The 19,409-nt window shown below is 50.1% G+C and carries 18 protein-coding genes; 4 read left to right on the forward strand and 14 right to left on the reverse strand.

Annotated features, from left to right (window positions below):
• Positions 1 to 30 precede the first annotated feature (30 nt).
• The 6 genes from NYE70_RS05565 to NYE70_RS05590 all read right to left on the reverse strand — a co-directional run bounded on the left by NYE70_RS05565 (position 31) and on the right by NYE70_RS05590 (position 6,402).
• Entirely contained in the window at positions 31 to 2,310 is a 2,280-nt protein-coding gene (locus NYE70_RS05565; RefSeq protein WP_341045308.1) for a type IA DNA topoisomerase, read from the reverse strand.
• A gap of 148 nt (positions 2,311 to 2,458) precedes the next feature.
• Positions 2,459 to 3,946 (reverse strand): glutamate synthase subunit beta, encoded by a 1,488-nt coding sequence (locus NYE70_RS05570; protein ID WP_341045309.1) that lies wholly within the window; start codon positions 3,944 to 3,946, stop codon positions 2,459 to 2,461.
• A gap of 128 nt (positions 3,947 to 4,074) precedes the next feature.
• The gene (locus NYE70_RS05575) at positions 4,075 to 4,575 is read right to left on the reverse strand and encodes a dihydrofolate reductase (RefSeq protein WP_341045310.1); all 501 of its coding nucleotides are present in this window, start codon (positions 4,573 to 4,575) and stop codon (positions 4,075 to 4,077) included.
• Positions 4,576 to 4,627: 52 nt separating this feature from the next.
• Positions 4,628 to 5,422, reverse strand: coding sequence for a thymidylate synthase (gene thyA, locus NYE70_RS05580; protein ID WP_211020608.1), 795 nt, complete (start codon positions 5,420 to 5,422; stop codon positions 4,628 to 4,630).
• 79 nt (positions 5,423 to 5,501) lie between these two features.
• A complete protein-coding gene (locus NYE70_RS05585) occupies positions 5,502 to 5,930 on the reverse strand; it encodes an NUDIX hydrolase (protein WP_213656789.1) in 429 nt (142 codons plus the stop codon).
• A gap of 13 nt (positions 5,931 to 5,943) precedes the next feature.
• Positions 5,944 to 6,402 (reverse strand): GNAT family N-acetyltransferase, encoded by a 459-nt coding sequence (locus NYE70_RS05590; RefSeq protein WP_341045312.1) that lies wholly within the window; start codon positions 6,400 to 6,402, stop codon positions 5,944 to 5,946.
• Between the two features lie 224 nt (positions 6,403 to 6,626).
• Between NYE70_RS05590 and NYE70_RS05595 the strand changes: the two genes are divergently transcribed.
• Both NYE70_RS05595 and NYE70_RS05600 read left to right on the forward strand, forming a co-directional pair.
• Complete coding sequence (locus NYE70_RS05595; protein WP_341045313.1) at positions 6,627 to 7,058, forward strand: Lrp/AsnC family transcriptional regulator; 432 nt, start codon at positions 6,627 to 6,629, stop codon at positions 7,056 to 7,058.
• A gap of 32 nt (positions 7,059 to 7,090) precedes the next feature.
• Positions 7,091 to 7,714, forward strand: a complete 624-nt coding sequence (locus NYE70_RS05600; protein WP_341045314.1) for a LysE family translocator — start codon at positions 7,091 to 7,093, stop codon at positions 7,712 to 7,714.
• A gap of 134 nt (positions 7,715 to 7,848) precedes the next feature.
• Here NYE70_RS05600 and NYE70_RS05605 read toward each other — a convergent pair whose 3' ends face one another.
• The 3 genes from NYE70_RS05605 to NYE70_RS05615 all read right to left on the reverse strand — a co-directional run bounded on the left by NYE70_RS05605 (position 7,849) and on the right by NYE70_RS05615 (position 10,030).
• On the reverse strand, positions 7,849 to 8,703 hold the full coding sequence (locus tag NYE70_RS05605; RefSeq protein WP_213656793.1) for an undecaprenyl-diphosphate phosphatase: 855 nt from the start codon (positions 8,701 to 8,703) through the stop codon (positions 7,849 to 7,851).
• Positions 8,704 to 8,845: 142 nt separating this feature from the next.
• Positions 8,846 to 9,406, reverse strand: coding sequence for a peroxiredoxin family protein (locus NYE70_RS05610; protein ID WP_341045315.1), 561 nt, complete (start codon positions 9,404 to 9,406; stop codon positions 8,846 to 8,848).
• Between the two features lie 39 nt (positions 9,407 to 9,445).
• Complete coding sequence (locus tag NYE70_RS05615) at positions 9,446 to 10,030, reverse strand: hypothetical protein (protein WP_341045316.1); 585 nt, start codon at positions 10,028 to 10,030, stop codon at positions 9,446 to 9,448.
• Between the two features lie 280 nt (positions 10,031 to 10,310).
• Here NYE70_RS05615 and NYE70_RS05620 point away from each other — a divergent pair, with 280 nt between their 5' ends.
• Together NYE70_RS05620 and NYE70_RS05625 are read left to right on the forward strand one after the other, a co-directional pair.
• Positions 10,311 to 10,604 carry an ArsR/SmtB family transcription factor gene (locus NYE70_RS05620; RefSeq protein ID WP_211020616.1) on the forward strand — a complete coding sequence of 98 codons (294 nt, stop codon included), beginning with the start codon at positions 10,311 to 10,313 and terminating at the stop codon, positions 10,602 to 10,604.
• Positions 10,597 to 13,116: a DsrE/DsrF/DrsH-like family protein gene (locus NYE70_RS05625; protein WP_341045317.1), complete on the forward strand. Its 2,520-nt coding sequence runs from the start codon at positions 10,597 to 10,599 to the stop codon at positions 13,114 to 13,116. Before NYE70_RS05620 ends, NYE70_RS05625 begins: the two co-directional genes overlap by 8 nt.
• A gap of 48 nt (positions 13,117 to 13,164) precedes the next feature.
• On the opposite strand, the gene NYE70_RS05630 is transcribed toward NYE70_RS05625, so the two are convergent.
• From NYE70_RS05630 to pdhA, 5 genes are all read right to left on the reverse strand, one after another.
• On the reverse strand, positions 13,165 to 14,253 hold the full coding sequence (locus NYE70_RS05630) for a hypothetical protein (RefSeq protein WP_341045319.1): 1,089 nt from the start codon (positions 14,251 to 14,253) through the stop codon (positions 13,165 to 13,167).
• Between the two features lie 202 nt (positions 14,254 to 14,455).
• Positions 14,456 to 15,871: a dihydrolipoyl dehydrogenase gene (gene lpdA, locus NYE70_RS05635; RefSeq protein WP_341045320.1), complete on the reverse strand. Its 1,416-nt coding sequence runs from the start codon at positions 15,869 to 15,871 to the stop codon at positions 14,456 to 14,458.
• A gap of 4 nt (positions 15,872 to 15,875) precedes the next feature.
• Positions 15,876 to 17,198 (reverse strand): dihydrolipoamide acetyltransferase family protein, encoded by a 1,323-nt coding sequence (locus tag NYE70_RS05640; RefSeq protein WP_211020624.1) that lies wholly within the window; start codon positions 17,196 to 17,198, stop codon positions 15,876 to 15,878.
• Positions 17,199 to 17,242: 44 nt separating this feature from the next.
• Positions 17,243 to 18,223, reverse strand: coding sequence for an alpha-ketoacid dehydrogenase subunit beta (locus NYE70_RS05645; RefSeq protein WP_211020625.1), 981 nt, complete (start codon positions 18,221 to 18,223; stop codon positions 17,243 to 17,245).
• A gap of 35 nt (positions 18,224 to 18,258) precedes the next feature.
• Positions 18,259 to 19,329, reverse strand: coding sequence for a pyruvate dehydrogenase (acetyl-transferring) E1 component subunit alpha (gene pdhA, locus NYE70_RS05650; RefSeq protein WP_211020626.1), 1,071 nt, complete (start codon positions 19,327 to 19,329; stop codon positions 18,259 to 18,261).
• Positions 19,330 to 19,409 lie beyond the last annotated feature (80 nt).

The raw sequence follows: 19,409 nt of genomic DNA on the forward strand, positions 1-19,409 counted from the left end.
TTGTTAGAGCAGCTGCCTTGTTCTTTTATATCAAGACTCTTCCCGTTGAATCTCCAGCTTGCCGCTTATACGGTCAACTAACCGGATTCTCGCTTTGTAATCGCCCTCCGGCTGCTTGAACGTCAGCAATTGGGTCTGTCCCTTTTCAAGCAAAGCGTTCAGCATATTTTGCGATATGTTCTTCCCCGCAAATTCCTTCCAGATCACGAAGCCGCAGCCTTGTTTAAAATGCGTACAACCAAACCCTTTGCGGCCTTCGATCAATTGGCCGCCGCAGCCCTCGCGCGGGCAAGGAGCCAGCGGCTGCAGCCCGCCGCCGGTACCGTTGGAAGCTGTGCGGCGGGAAGCGGTCTGGCCTCCACTTTCGCCGCCGTTACCGCCCTGTTTACGGGCCGATTGGCCTGCTTCTTTACCGGCTCCCCGTTTCCGTTTGCCTTTCTCGTCCTCACCGGCTTCGAACAGCGAGGCATCCGCCTTGGGCTGCGTCCTTACCTTATCGATGATGGAAACGGCAAACCGCTTGACGTTCTCCATGAACTTTTCGCTGGCCGCTTCTCCCTTCGAAATCTGATGCAACCGCCGCTCCCATTGCCCGGTCATTTCCGGGGAAGTCAACAGCTCAACGCCCGCATGCCGGATCAATTCCACCGCCGTCCGGCCTTTCTGGGTCACTGTAATCCGCTTGCCTTGCATCGTGATGTAGCCGACCTTTTTGAGCCGTTCGATCGTTGCCGCCCGGGTAGCCGGCGTTCCGAGACCCGCTTCCTTCATCGCCTCGCGAAGCTCCTCGTTCTCCAGCTGTTTCCCGGCGCTCTCCATCGCCTTCAGCAGTGTTCCTTCCGTATATGCCTTCGGCGGCTGGGTCGCCTTCTCCTTGGCCTGCGCATCGGTACACTGAACCGGACCATCCCGGTCGATTGAAAACGGCTCGCTGACCAATTCCTCCGCTTCGTCCTCATCCTCCTGCTTTTTACCGCGTCCGGAGCCCGAAGATTTGCCCGTGCTCTCTTCTCCCGGCAGACAGACCTTCCAGCCGAGCGATAGCAGCTCCTTCACGTTCGTCTTGAACATTTCGGACTCGACCTCCGTAAGCAGCGTATGCTGCTTATATTCTGCCGGAGGATAGAAATGGGATAAGAAGCGGCGTACGACAAGGTCATAAATATGCTGCTCTTCTTTGCTGAGCGTTCCCGCGCGTCTCAGAGTCGGCAGAATGGCATGGTGATCTTCGACGCGCGACGGATTGCAGACGGACTTGTTGTTGACATGCACAATCCGCGGGTCTCCCCCTTCGGCCAAGTCCCGATACGGCGATGATTTCAGCATATGAAGAGTTTTGTGCATCCCGTCGATATTTTGCTCGGTTACATAGTTGGAGCTAGTCCGGGGATAGGTAATGACTTTATGCTTCTCATACAGCGCTTGGGCCAAATCCAACGTCTTCTTGGCCGAATAGCCGTATTTCGCGTTTGCTTCCCGTTGAAGCAAAGTCAGATCATAAAGCTTGAAGGGATACTCCCGGGTTTCTTTCACTTCGTATTCCGCGATACGTCCCTGCTTGCCACGGACCTTGTCGGCGATCGAGGCGGCTTTCTCTCCGTCCGTCAATCGTTCGCCCTGCCAGGAGCCGACATATTTACGTTCGTTTTGGGCAAAATCGGCTTTTATCTCGTAATACGTGAGCGAATCGAAATTTTCGATTTCTTTTTGCCGATCATAAATCAGCGCAAGCACCGGCGTCTGAACCCGTCCGACCGACAGCAATGTCCGGTGCTTGGTCGTAAACGCCCGCGAAGCGTTCATCCCTACCAGCCAATCGGCCTCACTGCGCGCCCTTGCGGCAAGCTCCAGATTTTGAAATTCGGAGCTGTCGTGGAGACCTTCAAAGCCTTTCGCGATACTCTCCGCGGTAAGGTCGGAAATCCACAATCTTTTTACCGGCTGGGTTAATTTAAGCTGCTGCTGGATGAGGGCGAATATGTATTGTCCTTCCCGCCCGGCGTCACAGGCATTCACGATCGCATTACACCGTTTGGCCAGTTCCCCGATCGTCTTTAGCTGGTCCTTCGTTCTCGGATTCGGTACAATCTTGAATTGCTCCGGAAGGATCGGCAAATCGCCGAAATTCCAGCGTTTGTACTTCGCATCGTAAGCGTCGGGCTCGGCCAAGCCGAGCAGATGGCCGATCGCCCAGGTAATGATATAACGATCCCCCTCCAAATAAGACCGGTTGTTCTTCGCCCTCGGCTCGATGACCGCGGCAATCGTTCGCCCCATATCCGGTTTTTCGGCGATAACGAGCGTTTTCATATTTTTTGGGCCCCACTTTCTTGCTTCTTGCGCAGATCCTAAAATACCAATATCCATAATTCCAATAAAAAGGGCCGCGCTCTGCGCAGCCCTGTAGCTGGAATCTATTATATCATATTTTCGGATTGTACTGTATCACCCTTATTTCCTAGGATAGTACAGTTGCGCCCATTAAGTATTTATCCACTTCCCGAGCCGCTTCACGGCCTTCATGGATCGCCCATACGACGAGGCTTTGTCCCCGGCGCATATCCCCGGCGGCAAATACTTTATCGACGTTCGTATTATATTTTCCGTAACGTGCCTTAACATTGGTACGGCGGTCGGTTTCAAGGCCGAGCTCACCCGCAATCCCCTGCTCCGGTCCGTCGAAGCCGATCGCGATCAGAGCCAGCTGCGCCGGGAACACTCTCTCGGTCCCAGGAATCGGCTGATAGATTTTGCGTCCCGTCTCGTCCACGATTCGTTGGATCTGTATCGTATGCAGCTCCTTCAAGTTCCCTTCTCCATCGCCGACGAACTTCGTCGTCATGATCGAGAATTCGCGCGGATCGCTGCCGAACAACGCCTTGGCTTCCTGTTGGGCATAGTCCAATGTATAAACATTCGGAAATTGCGGCCACGGGTTGCTGATCGGGTCACGCTCCTGAGGTGCCATGGCATGCGTTCCGAATTGAGTGATGCTGCGGCAGCCGTGGCGCAGCGAGGTAGCCACGCAGTCGGAGCCCGTATCACCGCCGCCGATAACGATCACATCTTTGTCTTCGGCGGACAAATAATTCCCGTCCTCCAGCTCGGAGTCAAGGTAGCTCTTGATCGTTCCGTTCAAGAACGGCATGGCGTACTGCACGCCCTTCAGATCGCTGCCCTCAATGTTGAATTCACGCGGCTTCGTCGCACCTCCGCACAATACGACTGCATCGTATTCCTCTACGAGCTGCCGCGCCGGAATATCCTTGCCGATTTCCGTATTCGTTACAAATCTCACGCCCTCGGCGGAAAGCAGATCCACCCGGCGTTGAACGACCGCCTTGTCCAGCTTCATCGTCGGAATGCCGTACATCAACAAGCCGCCGATCCGGTCTGACCGTTCGAATACGGTCACTTCATGCCCGGCCTTGTTCAACTGCGCGGCGCAAGCCAGGCCCGCAGGGCCGGAGCCTACGACAGCAACCCTGCGTCCTGTCCGCCGAGCCGGCGGTTCGGGAACGACCCAGCCTTCTTCAAAGCCCTTATCGATGATCGCCTGCTCGATCGTCTTGATCGTGACAGGCTGCCCGATCAAACCGACGGTGCAGGAGCCTTCACAAGGCGCGGGGCAAACCCGGCCGGTGAATTCAGGAAAATTGTTCGTTTTATGAAGACGTTCCAACGCTTCCTTCCAAAGTCCGCGGTAGACCAGATTATTCCATTCCGGAATCAGATTGTGTACCGGACAGCCCGAGGTACCTCCCGCCATATCCATTCCCGTATGACAATATGGCGTGCCGCAATCCATACAGCGTGCGCCTTGCGTCCGGAGTTCTTCAGCTGACATATGCTTATGAAACTCCTGCCAGTCCTTGACCCTTTCGGAAGGGCTCCGGTCTCCCGGTATCTGCCGGTTATATTCCATAAACCCCGTTGGTGTAGACATCTATAACTTCCCCCATCCGTATGATGCAAAAGCTTCCAAGAGGCATTGAAACTTTCACATTTCAGTGTATCTTGATGTTAGCATCCGGGGGGAACGTTATTAATGGATTAATTCTATTTTAATTTGCACTAAAGTGCAGCGGGCTTACGTCGTTCATAGGTCAGAAAGCGGTAAGAATAAGGATTCTTCTCATCACGAATTCCCTCTTCTTCCTTGACAACCTCAAACTCCGACCAGTCGAAGTGGGGGAAAAATACGTCGCCTTCAATCTCCTCGTCAATCCGCGTAACATGCAATCGATCGGCTAAGGGAAAGAAATGCTGGAATAAGCCTGCCCCTCCAATGACCATAAGCTCACCCTGTTTTGCATATTCCAGAGCATCTTCTACGGAATGAACGATATCTGCTCCTTCTGCCCGGTAAGCGTGATCGGCCGTGAGAACGACACTCTTCCGGTTCGGTAACGGACGGCTCCCCATCGATTCCCATGTATTCCGGCCCATCAACATGGTTTTGCCGGTCGTTTGCTCCTTAAAAAATTTCAAATCCGCCGGCAGCCGCCAAGGCAGCTGATTGTTCCGGCCGATCGCCCCGTTTCGAGACATTGCCCAAATGAGAGTAATTCCCATGAAATACTGCCCCTTTCAACCTGTTTGTCCCCTAATGGATAACGACCTGTTATTAAACAGCGACCGTAGCCTTGATCGTTGGATGATATTGATAACCTTCAAATTCGAAATCCTCATACACATAATCAAATATCGAATCCGGCTTCCGCTTGATGATGAGCTTCGGCAGCGGATAAGGCTCGCGCTCCAACTGCGTCTTCACTTGTTCAAGATGGTTGCTGTAAATATGCACGTCGCCGCCCGACCAGATAAATTCGCCGACCTCAAGGCCGCATTGCTGCGCCATCATATGAGTCAGCAATGCGTAACTCGCAATATTGAACGGAAGTCCAAGGAACGTATCGACCGATCGCATCGTCAGCATACAGGACAGCTTTCCGTTCGCCACATAAAATTGGAATACGAAATGGCATGGCGGCAGCTTCATGTTATCGACTTCCGCCACATTCCAGGCGCTGACCAGGTGGCGGCGCGAATCGGGATTGTTCTTGATCGCCTCGACAACGTTTGCGATCTGATCGATATGACGGCCGTCTGGAGCTTCCCAAGCTCTCCATTGCGATCCGTAAACCGGCCCCAAGTCTCCGTTTTCATCCGCCCACTCGTCCCAAATCCGGACGCCATGCTCTTTCAAATAGGCGATATTGGTTTCTCCTTTAAGAAACCATAGCAGCTCATGAACAACCGATTTCAAATGAATCCTTTTTGTGGTCACCAAAGGAAACCCCTGGCTGAGATCAAAGCGAAGCTGTCTCCCGAACACGGAAATCGTTCCTGTTCCGGTCCGATCCCCTTTCGGAGTCCCGTTATCCAAGACGTCTTGAAGCAAATCCAAATAATTTCTCATCTATCGCACACCCCGCACTTGTTTGTATGACATCTTGTCTATTATAGCAGAGGAATCAAGCGGATTGAACCAAACCAGCCTATCCTTTTCCTTCGTCAAAATAAGGAATCTCCCGCTCTCCGCGCACAAGGCCGCTTATCCCTTCTTCATAATACGGCATCAATCCATCCGCCCGATCTAAGTCCACCCAGTCCACCTCGGCAATCTCATCCGGCATCATCGTCTCTTCCCGGCCGCCCGTAATTTCCGCACGGAAGGTAAAAAGAACGAAATGTTCCTCTTTTTCCGGAAAAATGACCTCGTTTACGGCCATGACACCGAACACTTCAATATCAACGCCGGCTTCCTCCTTCACCTCGCGGATCAGTGCCCGAACCAGTGTTTCACTGGTCTCGACCGTGCCGCCCGGCAGCGTCCACGTATCCCGGTTATCCCGGTTTCGAACCATCAGCACCTTATTCTTATCAGGGCTTACGATCAACGCGTATACGATATCGATTCGCTTCATAGTGCGCCACCTTCTATAAGTTCAAATAGTAATGATAGTACTCATCATCCCGGGTATATCCCAGCTGTTCATACAGCTTTTGAGCTCCCTTGTTGCCGACTCCGGTTTCCAATGCGATTCCCTTAGCCTTCGATTCGACTGCATACTCCGAAACCGCATCAAGCAGCTGTTTGCCTATACCGGAGTTTCGATATTCCTTCAACACATACAAATCGTTCAATATCCAGGATCTCTGCATCGATAACGAAGAGAATACCGGATACAGCTGAGCAAAACCGGCCGCTTTGCCGTTTTCCTCGTCTTTGGCCACAAATATTACGGACTCCCTATGCTCCATTAACCGAAACAGAAAAGCTTGTGCCCCTTCCGGATCGGAGGGTTGTCCATAGAACTGCCGATATTGATCAAACAAATGCGTAACGGACGCAAGATCCTTATAGGTTGCCTGCGAAATATGTACGGATACACTCATGGTTGTTATCCTCCTCAAAGTATATAAGATGAACTATTAATGTCCATCTTATCTTGAAGCCCTAAATAATTTAAGTCATTCACAAAAAAAGAATAAGGTACTGTAAATATTTTAATATAATAATGCATTAATCCTAATATTTTACGGTTATAATTAAAAAGGGCCAAATTATTTTAACTATAGTTTATAATTAATTAAAGAATTTAAAGCGGGAGTTGTGAAAAATGGATAGCGTCGATCTTCAAATTATAGAACTTCTGAAACGCAACAGCCGCATTACCAGCTCGGAAATCAGCAAAGCGATTCATCTGTCTGTCCCCTCGGTCTCGGAAAGAATTCGTAAGCTTGAGGAAAAAGGGATGATTGAGCAATTTACAATCAGATTGAACCGCGAAATCACCGGACGGCATTTGCTGGCTTACATATCCGTCATTTTAGAGCATCCGAAGTACATCGAGTCATTCAAAGAGCAGATTTCTAATGAATCCTGCATTATAGAATGCCATCATCTGGCCGGTGATTACGATTATTTATTGAAAGTCGGCGTTCCGGACATCTCCTCGCTTGAAGTCTTCATTTCCGAAACCTTAAAAGGCTTGGCCGGGGTTCAAAAAACGAAAACGACGATCGTACTATCCACTTTAAAGGAAGCATAAAACTTTGTGCAAGGAGTCAAGTGGGCATGGCCATGATCACTCTTCTAAATAGCATTCTAATCGGAGCCGCCATCGCGGCCCCGATCGGTCCAATAGGCATGTTGTGTATTCGGTCTACCTTGGTTGGGGGCTGGAAAAAGGGGTTGGCTGCCGGGCTAGGCGTGGCAAGTGCAGATGCGATTTATGCAGCTGTTGCCGGTTTCGGCATGCATGTGATCTCCTCGCAGTTGATCCGGTTCGAGGACGGTTTCAGAATGATCGGCGGTCTTCTCATTCTTGTTCTCGGCCTTGTGGGTTTCCGCCGCAAACCGCCTTTTACCGATCGCGATATCCCCGGGCAAACTCGACAGTTGTTCACCTTTGGCTCCACCTTTCTGCTTACCCTGGCAAATCCGATGACGGTAATCTCTTTTGCTGCGCTATCCGCAGGTTTGGGTATCGATTCATTACCAGGTTCTTCGGAGGGGGCTTCAGCGTTCACCGCCGGGATCTTCCTCGGTTCCGCCTTATGGTGGATTCTGCTGTGTACGGCGGTTAATCAGCTGCGCCTTCGTTTATTGACACCCGCAGCCCTACGCGCCGTTAATTTAATCTCAGCCACGCTTATTACCGGATTTGGTGTCTGGTTCCTGATATCCGTATTTTTTGGCCCGTAAATATCCCGCTTAAATTGAATCTTATTGGGATTTGTTTGGATGCCGATCCGGAGGAACCCTTCTCATATTTACTTTATTACATGACGAAGCCCGGGCAGGAATGGTTGCTTATTCCTAACCCGGGCTTATTATAACTACTTGAAGAATCCGGCAATCCCGGCCACCAATACGATGATCGCGAACACCATTCTATAATACACAAACACTTTCATCGGCTTCTTCTGCAAGTAAGCGATAAACTTCTTGATGACGGCAAGTGCAACCAGGAAGGACACCAGGAAGCCTACTCCGAGCGAGATGAGCTCCGTTGACGTCATACTGGAAAAACCGCCGATTTTCACAATTTTCAAAAAGCTCATACCTACCATGACGGGAATCGCCAGGAAGAACGAGAACTCAGCCGCCGCCACCGTCGTCAGGCCGGCTACCCAGCCGCCGATAATCGTGGAAGCGGAACGGGACATGCCGGGAATGATCGCCAAAACTTGAAACGCCCCGATAATGAGCGCTTGTTTCACAGTGACATTGAGCTCGTCACCGCCGCCGCCAAGCCCGTTGTTACGGAACTTCTTCTCCGCGTACAGCATCCATAAACCGCCGAAGAACAACGTGAACGCCACAACTACCGGCGTAAACAGGTGCTCGTCCGACCAATCATTAAGCAGTACGCCGAAAATGCCTCCAGGAATACATGCGATCGCCAGCATGAGCCAAAAGCGGAATCCGGACTTCGCAAAGCCGACCTTTTGCGGAAAAAAGTTGACCAGCGTGTCCTTGATTTTCCCCCAGTACAGCACGATTACGGCCAAAATCGCCCCAAGCTGAATCACGTACGTGTACATCTCGACGTAAGATGGCGTTGTTCCGGTAAAGCCCAGGAAATTCTCGAAAATGACGAGATGACCGGTGGATGATACCGGCAAAAATTCAGTAATCCCTTCTACAATCCCTAAAATAATTGATTTCAGTATCGAAAAAATCGTCTCCATGCCACCAAGCTCTCCTTTTCAAACAAACTTACTAGTAACTACATTGTGTTACCGATTTTCAATCGCAGGTTTTATCCTACCATAAAAATAAGCAGCCAGGCTACTCCCTTTATTTTATTGGAGCTTGCCACATTATATAACGTTAAATGAGAGGTTGGATGGCCTTTTTCAACATATCGGCATTCATCGCGCCCTGGGAGACCTGACGGATTATGCCTTTTTCATCAATAAAATAGGTAGTCGGATAGGCAACGATCCGGTAGTTGTCCATGACTTCGCCCTTCGAATCAAGCAATACGGGGAAGGTTAGTCCCTGTTCATCTACAAAGCTTTGCGCATTGTCGGAACTTTTCTCCGTGGATGTCAAATTAATACCGAGCACGACGACATTTTTAGCGTCATACTTCTCATACAATCGCTGCATATGCGGCATCTCCACCCGGCATGGCGGGCACCAGGACGCCCAAAAATTCAAGACCACCACTTTCCCGCGGAAATCCGACAGGGACACCGGAGTACCGTCCAGCCCGTTTAACGTAAAGTCAGGGGCTTGCTCCCCCTCCTTAATCCCAACAGTTGCGCCTCCATCTTGCACCGTTTGTTGTTTGTTTCCATCCGAGTTCGTTCTATTATTTATGTAATCATAAGCGCTATAAGCGACTAGTCCCAATAAGATGACAAAGATAATTACATTCTTTCTCATAACTGTTTCCTCCCCTTCCTAAAAAAGATTTTGGACTCACTAATCCCTCTTTGGTCCTTTCCAGAAAACAAGAACGCTGGCCAGCAGCAAAAATAAGACCTGCAGCTTGCTGAAAGACAATATCCAGATGACGCGTTCATGATTGAAAAATTGGAACACAATGTTACCGATCAAAAACCAAAGTGCGGCAAAATGAATTCTTGCCTCCGGCGTTTCGCGCTTTGCAATTAACATTTGGAGCAGGAGGATGCCGGTCCAGCAGATGCTGGCGATCCATGAGATGGAGGGTCCTTCCTGAAACATCAGCTCCGGCAGCCGAGACACAAACCATCCCCCAAGAAAATATACGGCAAAACCGTGCACCACAATAGCAAAGTGCAGCTCTTTCTTCCGAGAACGCAGCCATATATAAAGCCCCCCAACCAAACTGGCGATCCAGCCGCCCGCTTCACCACCATCAAAATAAAGCAAGGACATGGGCTCGGATACCGCCTCTACTGGATGAATGAGCAAATAACTAAATTTCCAAATCAGAAGCCATAACAAAAATCCATTGGACAGCAATTCCGCTATCGTCTTAGTTTCCGAGCGGTCAGTAACTATCCGCCCCCAAAGCTTCAGCATTATCCACCCTCCTGCCCCAAACAGAAGATTCAGAACAAGAGAGCCATTTAATAAAAAGGGGCCTAATTGAATATTTTGCAATCCATTTCCTCCTTTTCCAAAGCGATTTTCATCCGAAATATACCCTAAGGGGTATGATATGATGGGTAATATCTTTTGTCAAATTAGTGTCACCCTTCCGTTCAACGCTGGCCAAATTTCAACTTGGCATTTGACTTTAAAATCTAAATATCGTAATATTGCGATATAGTGATATATTAGAGAACAGAGGTGATCCAGTTTGGACAGCAATTTTAAGTCCTACCAAGAAGCTGCCGAAATCCTGAAGGCATTGGCCCATCCGGTTCGGTTATGTATCGTTAAGGGCCTGATCGAAAAACCGGAGTGCAATGTTTCTTATATGCAAGAGTGTTTGAATTTACCGCAATCGACGGTATCCCAGCATTTGCAGAAGCTGCGCAGCATGGGCATCTTGGAAACCGAACGGAGCGGACTTGAAGTCAAATATCACGTTGCTGATGAACGAATCAAACAATTAATACGCATCTTATTGGAGGAAACTAATCATGAGTAAAAAAGTTATTATTGTCGGAGGCGTCGCAGGCGGCGCATCGGCTGCGGCTCGTTTACGCCGTCTCGATGAGGAAGCGCATATCATCATGTTCGAACGGGATTCCTATATTTCTTTCGCCAACTGCGGTCTTCCTTATTATATCGGTGATTCGATTACGGATCGTTCAAAGCTGCTTGTACAGACTCCGGAAGCCATGTATAAACGTTTTAACATCGATATCCGGATCGATAGTGAAGTCATTGGCATTAACCCGGAGAACAAAACGGTAACCGTACGCAGCAAAACGAGCGGCGATTACGAGGAAACCTATGATGCGGTTATATTATCCCCAGGTGCCAAACCGATCCGCCCTCAATTGCCTGGGATTGAAAGTAATAAAATTCACACCTTGCGAAACATTCCTGATACGGACCGGATCAAAAAAAGGGTTAGCGAGGACAAAATTTCATCGGCCATCGTCATCGGCGGCGGATTTATCGGCGCCGAAATGGCGGAAAATCTGAAGGAAATCGGTCTGGACGTTACCTTGATTGAGGGCGGTCCGCAAATTTTGGCTCCCTTCGATGCGGAGATGGCAAACGCGCTGGCTAAGGAAATGGAGGATCATGGCGTAAAGCTGCTTCTATCCCAAACCGTTCAAGGCTTTGAGGAAAAAGGTGAGCTCATCGAAGTTCGTACCGCTAGCGGCATAAACTTGACCGCTGAAATGGTGATCCTTGCGATCGGGGTATCCCCGGATACCGGATTTCTGCGAGGAACAGGTATCGAGTTGGGGCCCAAAGGCCATATTATCGTCAATGATCGGCTGGAGACCAGCGTAAGCGGAATTTATGCCGCAGGCGACGCCATCGAAGTTACGGATTATGTCAACGGCACGACCACGGCCATTCCGCTTGCGGGTCCGGCCAATAAACAGGGCCGAATCGCCGCGGATAACGTAAGCGGGCTGAGCAGCACGTTTAAGGGTAGCCAGGGAACGTCCATTATCAAAGTGTTTGGTTTAACCGGTGCGGCAACAGGAAATAACGAAAAGACGCTGCAGCGTCTCGGTCTGCCATACCATGTAACCTACGTCCATCCGAATTCCCATGCTGCTTATTATCCGGGAGCAACGCCATTAACACTTAAGCTGCTGTTCAACGACGAGGGAACCGTTCTCGGCGCCCAGGCGGTTGGGCACGACGGTGTGGATAAACGGATCGACGATATCGCCACAACGATCCGTTTCCGCGGCACGGTAAGTGATCTTACCGAACTTGAGCTGGCCTATGCTCCTCCGTACTCTTCCGCCAAAGATCCGGTTAATATGGCCGGGTACACAGCCGAGAACGTGTTGACCGGTAGAACCGCAGTCTTTGTTCCGAAAGATTTGGACAGCCGTGACAGCGCCTCTACCCTGCTTGTCGATGTCCGTTCGGAAATCGAGCATGCCAACGGCCATATTCCGGATTCCTTGAACATTCCGGTCGATGATCTGCGTAGCCGACTCTCCGAGTTGGACCCTTCAAAAGAAATTTGGGTTTATTGTCAGGTTGGACTTCGCGGGTACACCGCTGCCCGGATTTTGCAGCAAAAAGGTTTCCGTGTCCGCAATTTGACCGGCGGATATAAGACATATCAGTTAGTGCGATATCAGGCCGGCCAAAGACACGGCGGAGATCAACCGGAGAAAACAGCGGCTATTTCCGCCCCTGCTCCTGTTATTGAAGCGGCTCGGGAAACCGCAGCTACAGCGCAGCCCCTGCGAGTGCGCGACCAAGAATTGCGGGCCGATGCTGAGCTGGACGCCTGTGGCTTATGCTGCCCCGGCCCATTGATTCAGGTGAAACAAAAAATGGATCAGATTCAGGAAGGGCAAATTCTACGGGTGACCGCTTCGGACCCTGGATTTTATGAAGATGTGCAAGCCTGGGCGACTATGTCTAAGAATCGGATACTACAGGTCAGTAAAAAGGCGGACGGCATGATCGAGGCCTACCTTTGCAAAGGGGGACTGCCTGAGATTGAAGCCTCCAATCCTGCTCCGAGTAATGTCTCTTCACAGGAAGGTACTTCGATGGTCGTATTCAGCGGCGATCTGGACAAAGCCATCGCTTCATTCATTATTGCCAACGGAGCGGCGGCAAGCGGCAAAAAGGTAACGATGTTCTTCACCTTCTGGGGCCTGAACGTCATCCGCAAACCGGAAAAGGTGAATGTCCCGAAAAACATGATCGGCAAAATGTTCGGCGCCATGATGCCGCGCGGCAGCCGCAAGCTGTCCCTGTCCAAAATGAACATGATGGGCATGGGTGCGAAAATGATCCGCGGCGTCATGAAGAACGGCAATATCGCTTCGCTTGAAGAGTTGATGCAATCCGCAATCGACCAAGGCGTCGAAATCGTGGCTTGTCAAATGTCGATGGACGTCATGGGCATCAAGCGGGAAGAATTGATCGACGGCGTGAAAATCGGCGGTGTCGGTTACTATTTAGGGAAAGCGGATCAATCCGGCATTAATCTATTCATCTAAAGCTAAAAGCTCACTCCATCGCTGACGGAGTGAGCTTTTTTATTATTCTTATTTGTTCGGGTCCACCTTCATGCGAAGTTCAATATATTTCAGCGCTCCCTCATCGGTTTGCTCCGTCTTGACTAAATCACCTGATAATTTCTCTCCAAGCTTGCCATAGGCCGCTAGCGCCGATTTAGATAAATTCTCGTCAGGCTTGAATTGCAGCACAAGATAAAAACTGCCTACGTCTTTTTTCGGCTGCTTTACCCGGACCTGGAACGAGCCGTCAGGAAGTACCTGCGTCTTCTCACCGTATCCGAAATGGACGTGATCCGGAATGTCGATATCGCCGGAAACGACCGTACCTTCAAGCAGATTGCTCTTCACCTTAATCAAATAAAATCCTTCTTCGGCGTTTACCTCCGGCTTCATCCATATGGCGGGATTTCCATAGTCATCCGGCTTTTCACCGACCGGATTCTCCGCCTTCCATTCAGAGCCGATTTCAGCAGCGGCATCCATGTAAATATAGGTTACCGCTTTGTGTAGCGTCTGATTCTCTTCCTCAACTTGATGGATAAACGTGCCGGTCATTTTTTCTCCATTCGCGCCATAAGGCTCCAGATCTGCGGACTGCTGATCCGGTTTAAAGCTGATCGTTATTTCCAAGGTTCCTTCTTTAATGTCCGGCCGTTTGATATCCATCTCAAAAGTACCGTCGTTGTTGATCTCCGCCTGTTTCCGATAACCGAACATCGTATAACCGGCAGCATCGATTTCCGCCTCTATTTTGGCACCAGGAACCAGATTGGATTTTCCCGAGATTACGATTTGGTCCTGTTCTATTTTAGCGCTTCCTTGAAGCCAGACATCCGACGCTCCCTGATCTTTGGGTGCATGCTCGGATGAGGTTCCGGACACGATTTCAACATCGACCTTATTCTCTGCTGAAGCGGAATTATCGCTTACATTCCCGTCTGCTGCTGCCTTCCCTTTTGTTTCATCCTGAGCCATAACTTCCGGCCCGGCGTTTTTTTCCGGATCTCCGGTGTTCTCTTTTCCGTTTCCGCAGCCGCTAAGTATCATTACCACGGTCAGACCGACAATCAGCCCTTTCCACGTTCTAGCCGGAATCCATTTGCCTAAATTCCTCACTGCCCTCTTCCCATCCCTTCGTTTTTATCAATTTTACTTATCAAACTATGTATAAAGCAAAATGATACTTACCCATTGGACGGCGGATTGAAACAAGTTAAAAAAAGGGCAAGACCGATGAAATTCGGTCTTGCCCTGTCAATTAGCTTAGGAGAACTCCTGGTCGTCAATAAATAGCCGCGCCGGAGTGATAAATCAAAAATTAACGGGAGATCACGTGGATCGGATGGCCTTCAACCAGTTCAGCGGTTTCCATCACGATTTCACCCAGTGTCGGGTGAGCGTGGATCGTAAGCGAGATATCTTCAAGCGTAGCGCCCATTTCGATCGCGAGGCCGAGCTCGGCAATCAAGTTGGAAGCTTCGATACCGACGATTTGCGCGCCGATTACCAGATTGTTTTCAGCGTTAGCTACAATCTTGATGAAGCCGTCAGGCTGATTCAGCGAAGTTGCACGGCCATTGCCCGCGAACGGGAACTTGCCGGCTTTGACTTTGTAGCCTTTTTCCTTCGCTTCTTTCTCCGTGTAGCCCACGCTGGAGCATTCAGGATCCGTGAAGACTACAGCTGGAATAGCTTTGTAATCCACTACAGACGGAAGTCCGGAAATGACTTCTGCTGCCACTTTACCTTCATAAGAAGCTTTGTGAGCCAATGCAGGACCGGCTACGATATCGCCGATAGCGAAGATGTTCGGGTTGCTCGTACGTCCTTGGTGGTCAACTTCTACCAAACCGCGGTCAGTCAGCTTAACGCCGGCAAGATCAAGGCCGAGATCGCCATCCGTGTTTGGACGACGGCCAACCGTTACGAGGAGGTAATCCGCTGTAACTTCTTTGTTTTCGCCGTTTACGGTGTATTTCACAGTAACGTTCTTGTCGGTTTGCTCAGCACTTTCAGCTTTTGCGTTGGTGATGATTTCGATACCCGTTTTTTCCATGCTCTTGGTTACAAGACGGGTCATATCTTTATCAAAGCCGGCAAGTACGGAATCCATACCCTCGATAATCGTAACTTTCGTACCGAATTTCGAGAACATTTGGCCCAATTCAGCGCCGATGTAGCCGCCGCCGATAACGATCAGGCTGCTAGGAATTTCAGGAAGTTCCAAAGCTTCCGTCGAGGACAGGATACGTCCGCCAAACGGGAAAGGCTTCAGTTCGATCGGACGGGATCCGGTCGCAAGAATGCAATGCTTAAAGCGGTAACGCGGCGATTCGTGATCGTTGAAAGCACGTGCTTCGTTTTCGTTGATGAACATCACTTCACCGCTGAAAACTTCGATTTTGTTGCCTTTAAGCAAACCGGATACGCCTTGGGTCATTTTCTTAACTACGCCGTTCTTGAATTCTTGCGTTTTCGTGAAGTCAACCTTCACGTTTTCAGCAGTTACGCCGAAAGCGTCGGCATGCTGTGCGTTTTCGTATGCATGCGCTGCGGAGATCAAAGCTTTGGACGGAATGCAGCCACGGTTCAAGCACACGCCGCCGAGTTCCGATTTGTCCACGATAATTACTTTTTGGCCCAGTTGGGCGGCACGAATGGCCGCCACATATCCGCCGGGACCGGCACCTACAACCAATGTATCAATATCTAGAGAAGCGTCTCCTACTACCATATTGTTACACCTCCATAACGAGCAACTCAGGGTTAGCGAGCAGCTGTTTGATATAGTTCATGAAGTTTTGAGCTGTTGCTCCGTCGATGAGACGGTGGTCAAAGCTGAGGGACAGAGCCATAACCGGAGCGACAACGATCTCGCCGTTCTTAACAACCGGTTTTTCGCTGATGCGGCCTGTACCCAGGATCGCTACCTCAGGGTAGTTGATGATCGGAGTAAAGAACATACCGCCGGCGGAACCGATGTTCGAAATCGAAATCGTGCTGCCCTTCATTTCGTTTGCGGACAGCTTGCCGTCACGGCCGCGGGCTGCCAGATCACGGATAGCGTCGGCGATCATCCAGATGCTCTTGCGGTCGGCATCTTTGATAACCGGTACGATCAAACCGTTATCCGTATCGGTAGCAATCCCGATATCGTAATGTTTCTTGTAAACAATTTCGTTATTTTCTTCGTCGATCGAAGCGTTCAGCGCCGGGAATTGGCGGGAAGCCGCTACGAGTGCCTTAACGATGAATGGCAGGTAAGTTACTTTGATGCCCTTCTTCTCGGCGATTGGTTTCATGCGAGTACGGAAAGCTACCAATTCCGTAACGTCCACTTCGTCCATGATCGTTACATGCGGAGCTGTGTATGCCGATTTCACCATAGCGTTCGAAATCGCCTTACGGATACCCTTGAACGGTACGCGTTCTTCTTCTGCGCTTACGCTGGCCGCGGAAGCTGCAGATGCCGCAGGAGCCTTCGCTGCTTCGTCTTTGCTGCTTGCAGCTGCAGGTGCTGCTGCCGCGCCGCCGTTTTTGAATGCTTCCACGTCTTCGCGAGTGATTTTACCAGCGTTGCCTGTGCCGCTTACTTGTGCAATATCAACGCCTTGCTCGCGGGCGAATTTGCGTACGCTAGGCGTAGCAAGCACTTCGCGGTTTGGTGCAGCAGGTGCTGCCGCGCCGTTAGCGCCGCCTTCTTTAGCTTCAGCCGGGCTGGAAGCTGCAGGCGAATCCTTCGTATCCGCTCCGCCTTTCGCTGCATCAGCTTCTTGAGCGTTAGCTTCTTCATGAGCCGGTTCCTGTTCAGGAACATCGCCTTCCGCGTCGATAACAGCCACTACTTGGCCAACGCGGAACACGGCACCGTCGGTCCCGAACACTTCGAGCACCGTACCGTTTACCGGACAAGGTACTTCTACGACCGCCTTGTCGTTCTGTACCTCCATCACGATATCTTCGTCTGTAACTTTGTCGCCTGCTTTGATATGCATTTTAATAATTTCGCCTTCATGCAAACCTTCGCCCAGCTCTGGGAAGCGATATTCAAATTTTGCCACCTGGAAGACCTCCTGTTATTTAATTAGTTTAAGAATCGATTTCATTAAAATTCGAGAACTTTGTTTACGCCCTCAATGATGCGAGCCGGAGTCGGCAGCCATTGATCTTCGATTTGCGCGAACGGATAAACGGTATCCGGAGGCGTAATGCGAAGCACTGGAGCTTCCAAATGAAGAATAGCCTTTTCATTGATTTGAGCGATGATTTCTGCAGCCATACCGGCGGATTTTTGCGCTTCCTGCACAACGATCGCACGGTTCGTTTTCTTAACGGAGGCAAGAATCGTATCGATATCCAGCGGCACCAATGTGCGCAAGTCGATAACTTCAGCTTTGATGCCTTTAGTTTTTTCGAGTTCTTCCGCAGCTTTTACAGCCGTGTGAACCATCATGCCGTAAGCGATGATCGTCACGTCGGAACCTTCGCGAACCACGTTGGCTTTGCCAAGTTCAACTGTATATTCACCTTCCGGCACTTCAGCGCGGAATGCATGGTACAAGTTAAGGTGCTCCATGAAGAATACCGGATCATTGTCGCGGATCGCGGAAATCATGAGACCTTTTGCGTCGTAAGGGTTAGAAGGGATTACCAGTTTAATACCCGGAGTTTGCGCAATCAAACCTTCCAGGGCGTCCGTATGCAACTCAGCCGCTTTAACGCCGCCGCCGTATGGAGTACGGAACACGATCGGCGCGTTGTAACGGCCGCCGGAACGGTAACGCATCCGTGCAGCTTGCACCAAAATTTGGTCCAGAGCTTCGAAAATAAAGCCGACGAACTGGATTTCGGCAACCGGACGGAATCCTTGAATCCCGAGGCCTACTGCCATACCGCCGATTGCGGATTCAGCCAGCGGCGTATCGAATACACGATCTTCGCCGAATTCTTTTTGCAAACCTTCTGTTACGCGGAATACACCGCCGACATTACCTACGTCTTCCCCGAAAAGCAGGACGTTTGGATCCCGATTCAACTCTACGCGCATCGCATCGCGGATTGCTTCTTTCATATTCATTTGTGCCATTGCTCATATCCTCCTCATTAGAACTTCTTCAAGGCTTATTTATTAAATTCGGCTTTTTGTTCTTCCAAATGTTTAGGCGTTTGTTCGAACATGCTGTCAATCAGGCCAGGAATGGTCATTTTCTCGGTTTGCTCAGCCTTCTTGATTTGTTCGTTGACTTTCGCCTTGGCTTCTTCTTTCACGCGAGCCGTATCTTCGTCGGTCCAAAGACCTTTCTTCTCCAGATACTTGGCAAGACGGGCAATCGGATCTTTTTCGCTCCATTGTCCTTCTTCTTCTTTAGTACGGTATTTGCTTGTGTCATCGGACAGGGAATGCGGACGGAAACGGTAAGTGACCGCTTCGATCAAAGTCGCGCCTTCGCCGTTACGTGCACGTTCTGCAGCTTCTTGAACCGCGCTGATAACTGCGAACACGTCCATCCCGTCGATTTTCACGCCGCGGATACCGGCAGCTACCGCTTTATGAGCGATCGAAAGAGCAGCCGTTTGTTTGGAGAAAGGAGTCGTAATGGCATAGCCGTTATTTTGCACAAAGAAAATAACCGGAAGCTTAAATACTCCAGCATAGTTCAACGCTTCGTAGAAATCGCCTTCGGACGAACCGCCGTCTCCGGTGTAAGTAATGGCGACTTGTTTTTGTTTCTTCAATTTATAACCCATGGCGATGCCCATAGCATGAAGAACTTGCGCGCCGATAATAATTTGTGGCATAAGTACGTTGACGCCTTCAGGAATTTGACCGCCGTGTTGATGACCGCGGGAATACAAGAAAGCTTGATAAAGCGGAAGACCATGCCATACGAGCTGCGGCATATCGCGGTAACCCGGGCAAACGAAGTCATTCTTGTCCAAAGCGAATTCACTGCCTACCATCGTGGCTTCTTGTCCGGATACCGGAGCATAGAAACCGAGACGTCCTTGACGTCCCAAGTTGATAGCACGCTCATCCCAAGTACGGGTAAATACCATACGGTACATTAGTTCTTTCAATTGATCATCTGTCAAGTTCGGGACTTTATCTTTGTTTACAATTTCACCATCCGGCGAAAGGACGGCCAAAGCCTCGACTTCCTCCGTATATACTTCATAAGGAATCTTGCTCATTTTCTTCACCTCGACAAAATATTTGATTATCATGTTCCGCTGTTATAGAATTATTATACATCTGTTGTAGTCATTAAGTC

Origin of the sequence: Paenibacillus sp. FSL R5-0407, assembly GCF_038009185.1 — a bacterium.
In the GTDB taxonomy this organism is placed as follows: Bacteria; Bacillota; Bacilli; order Paenibacillales; family Paenibacillaceae; genus Fontibacillus; species Fontibacillus vini.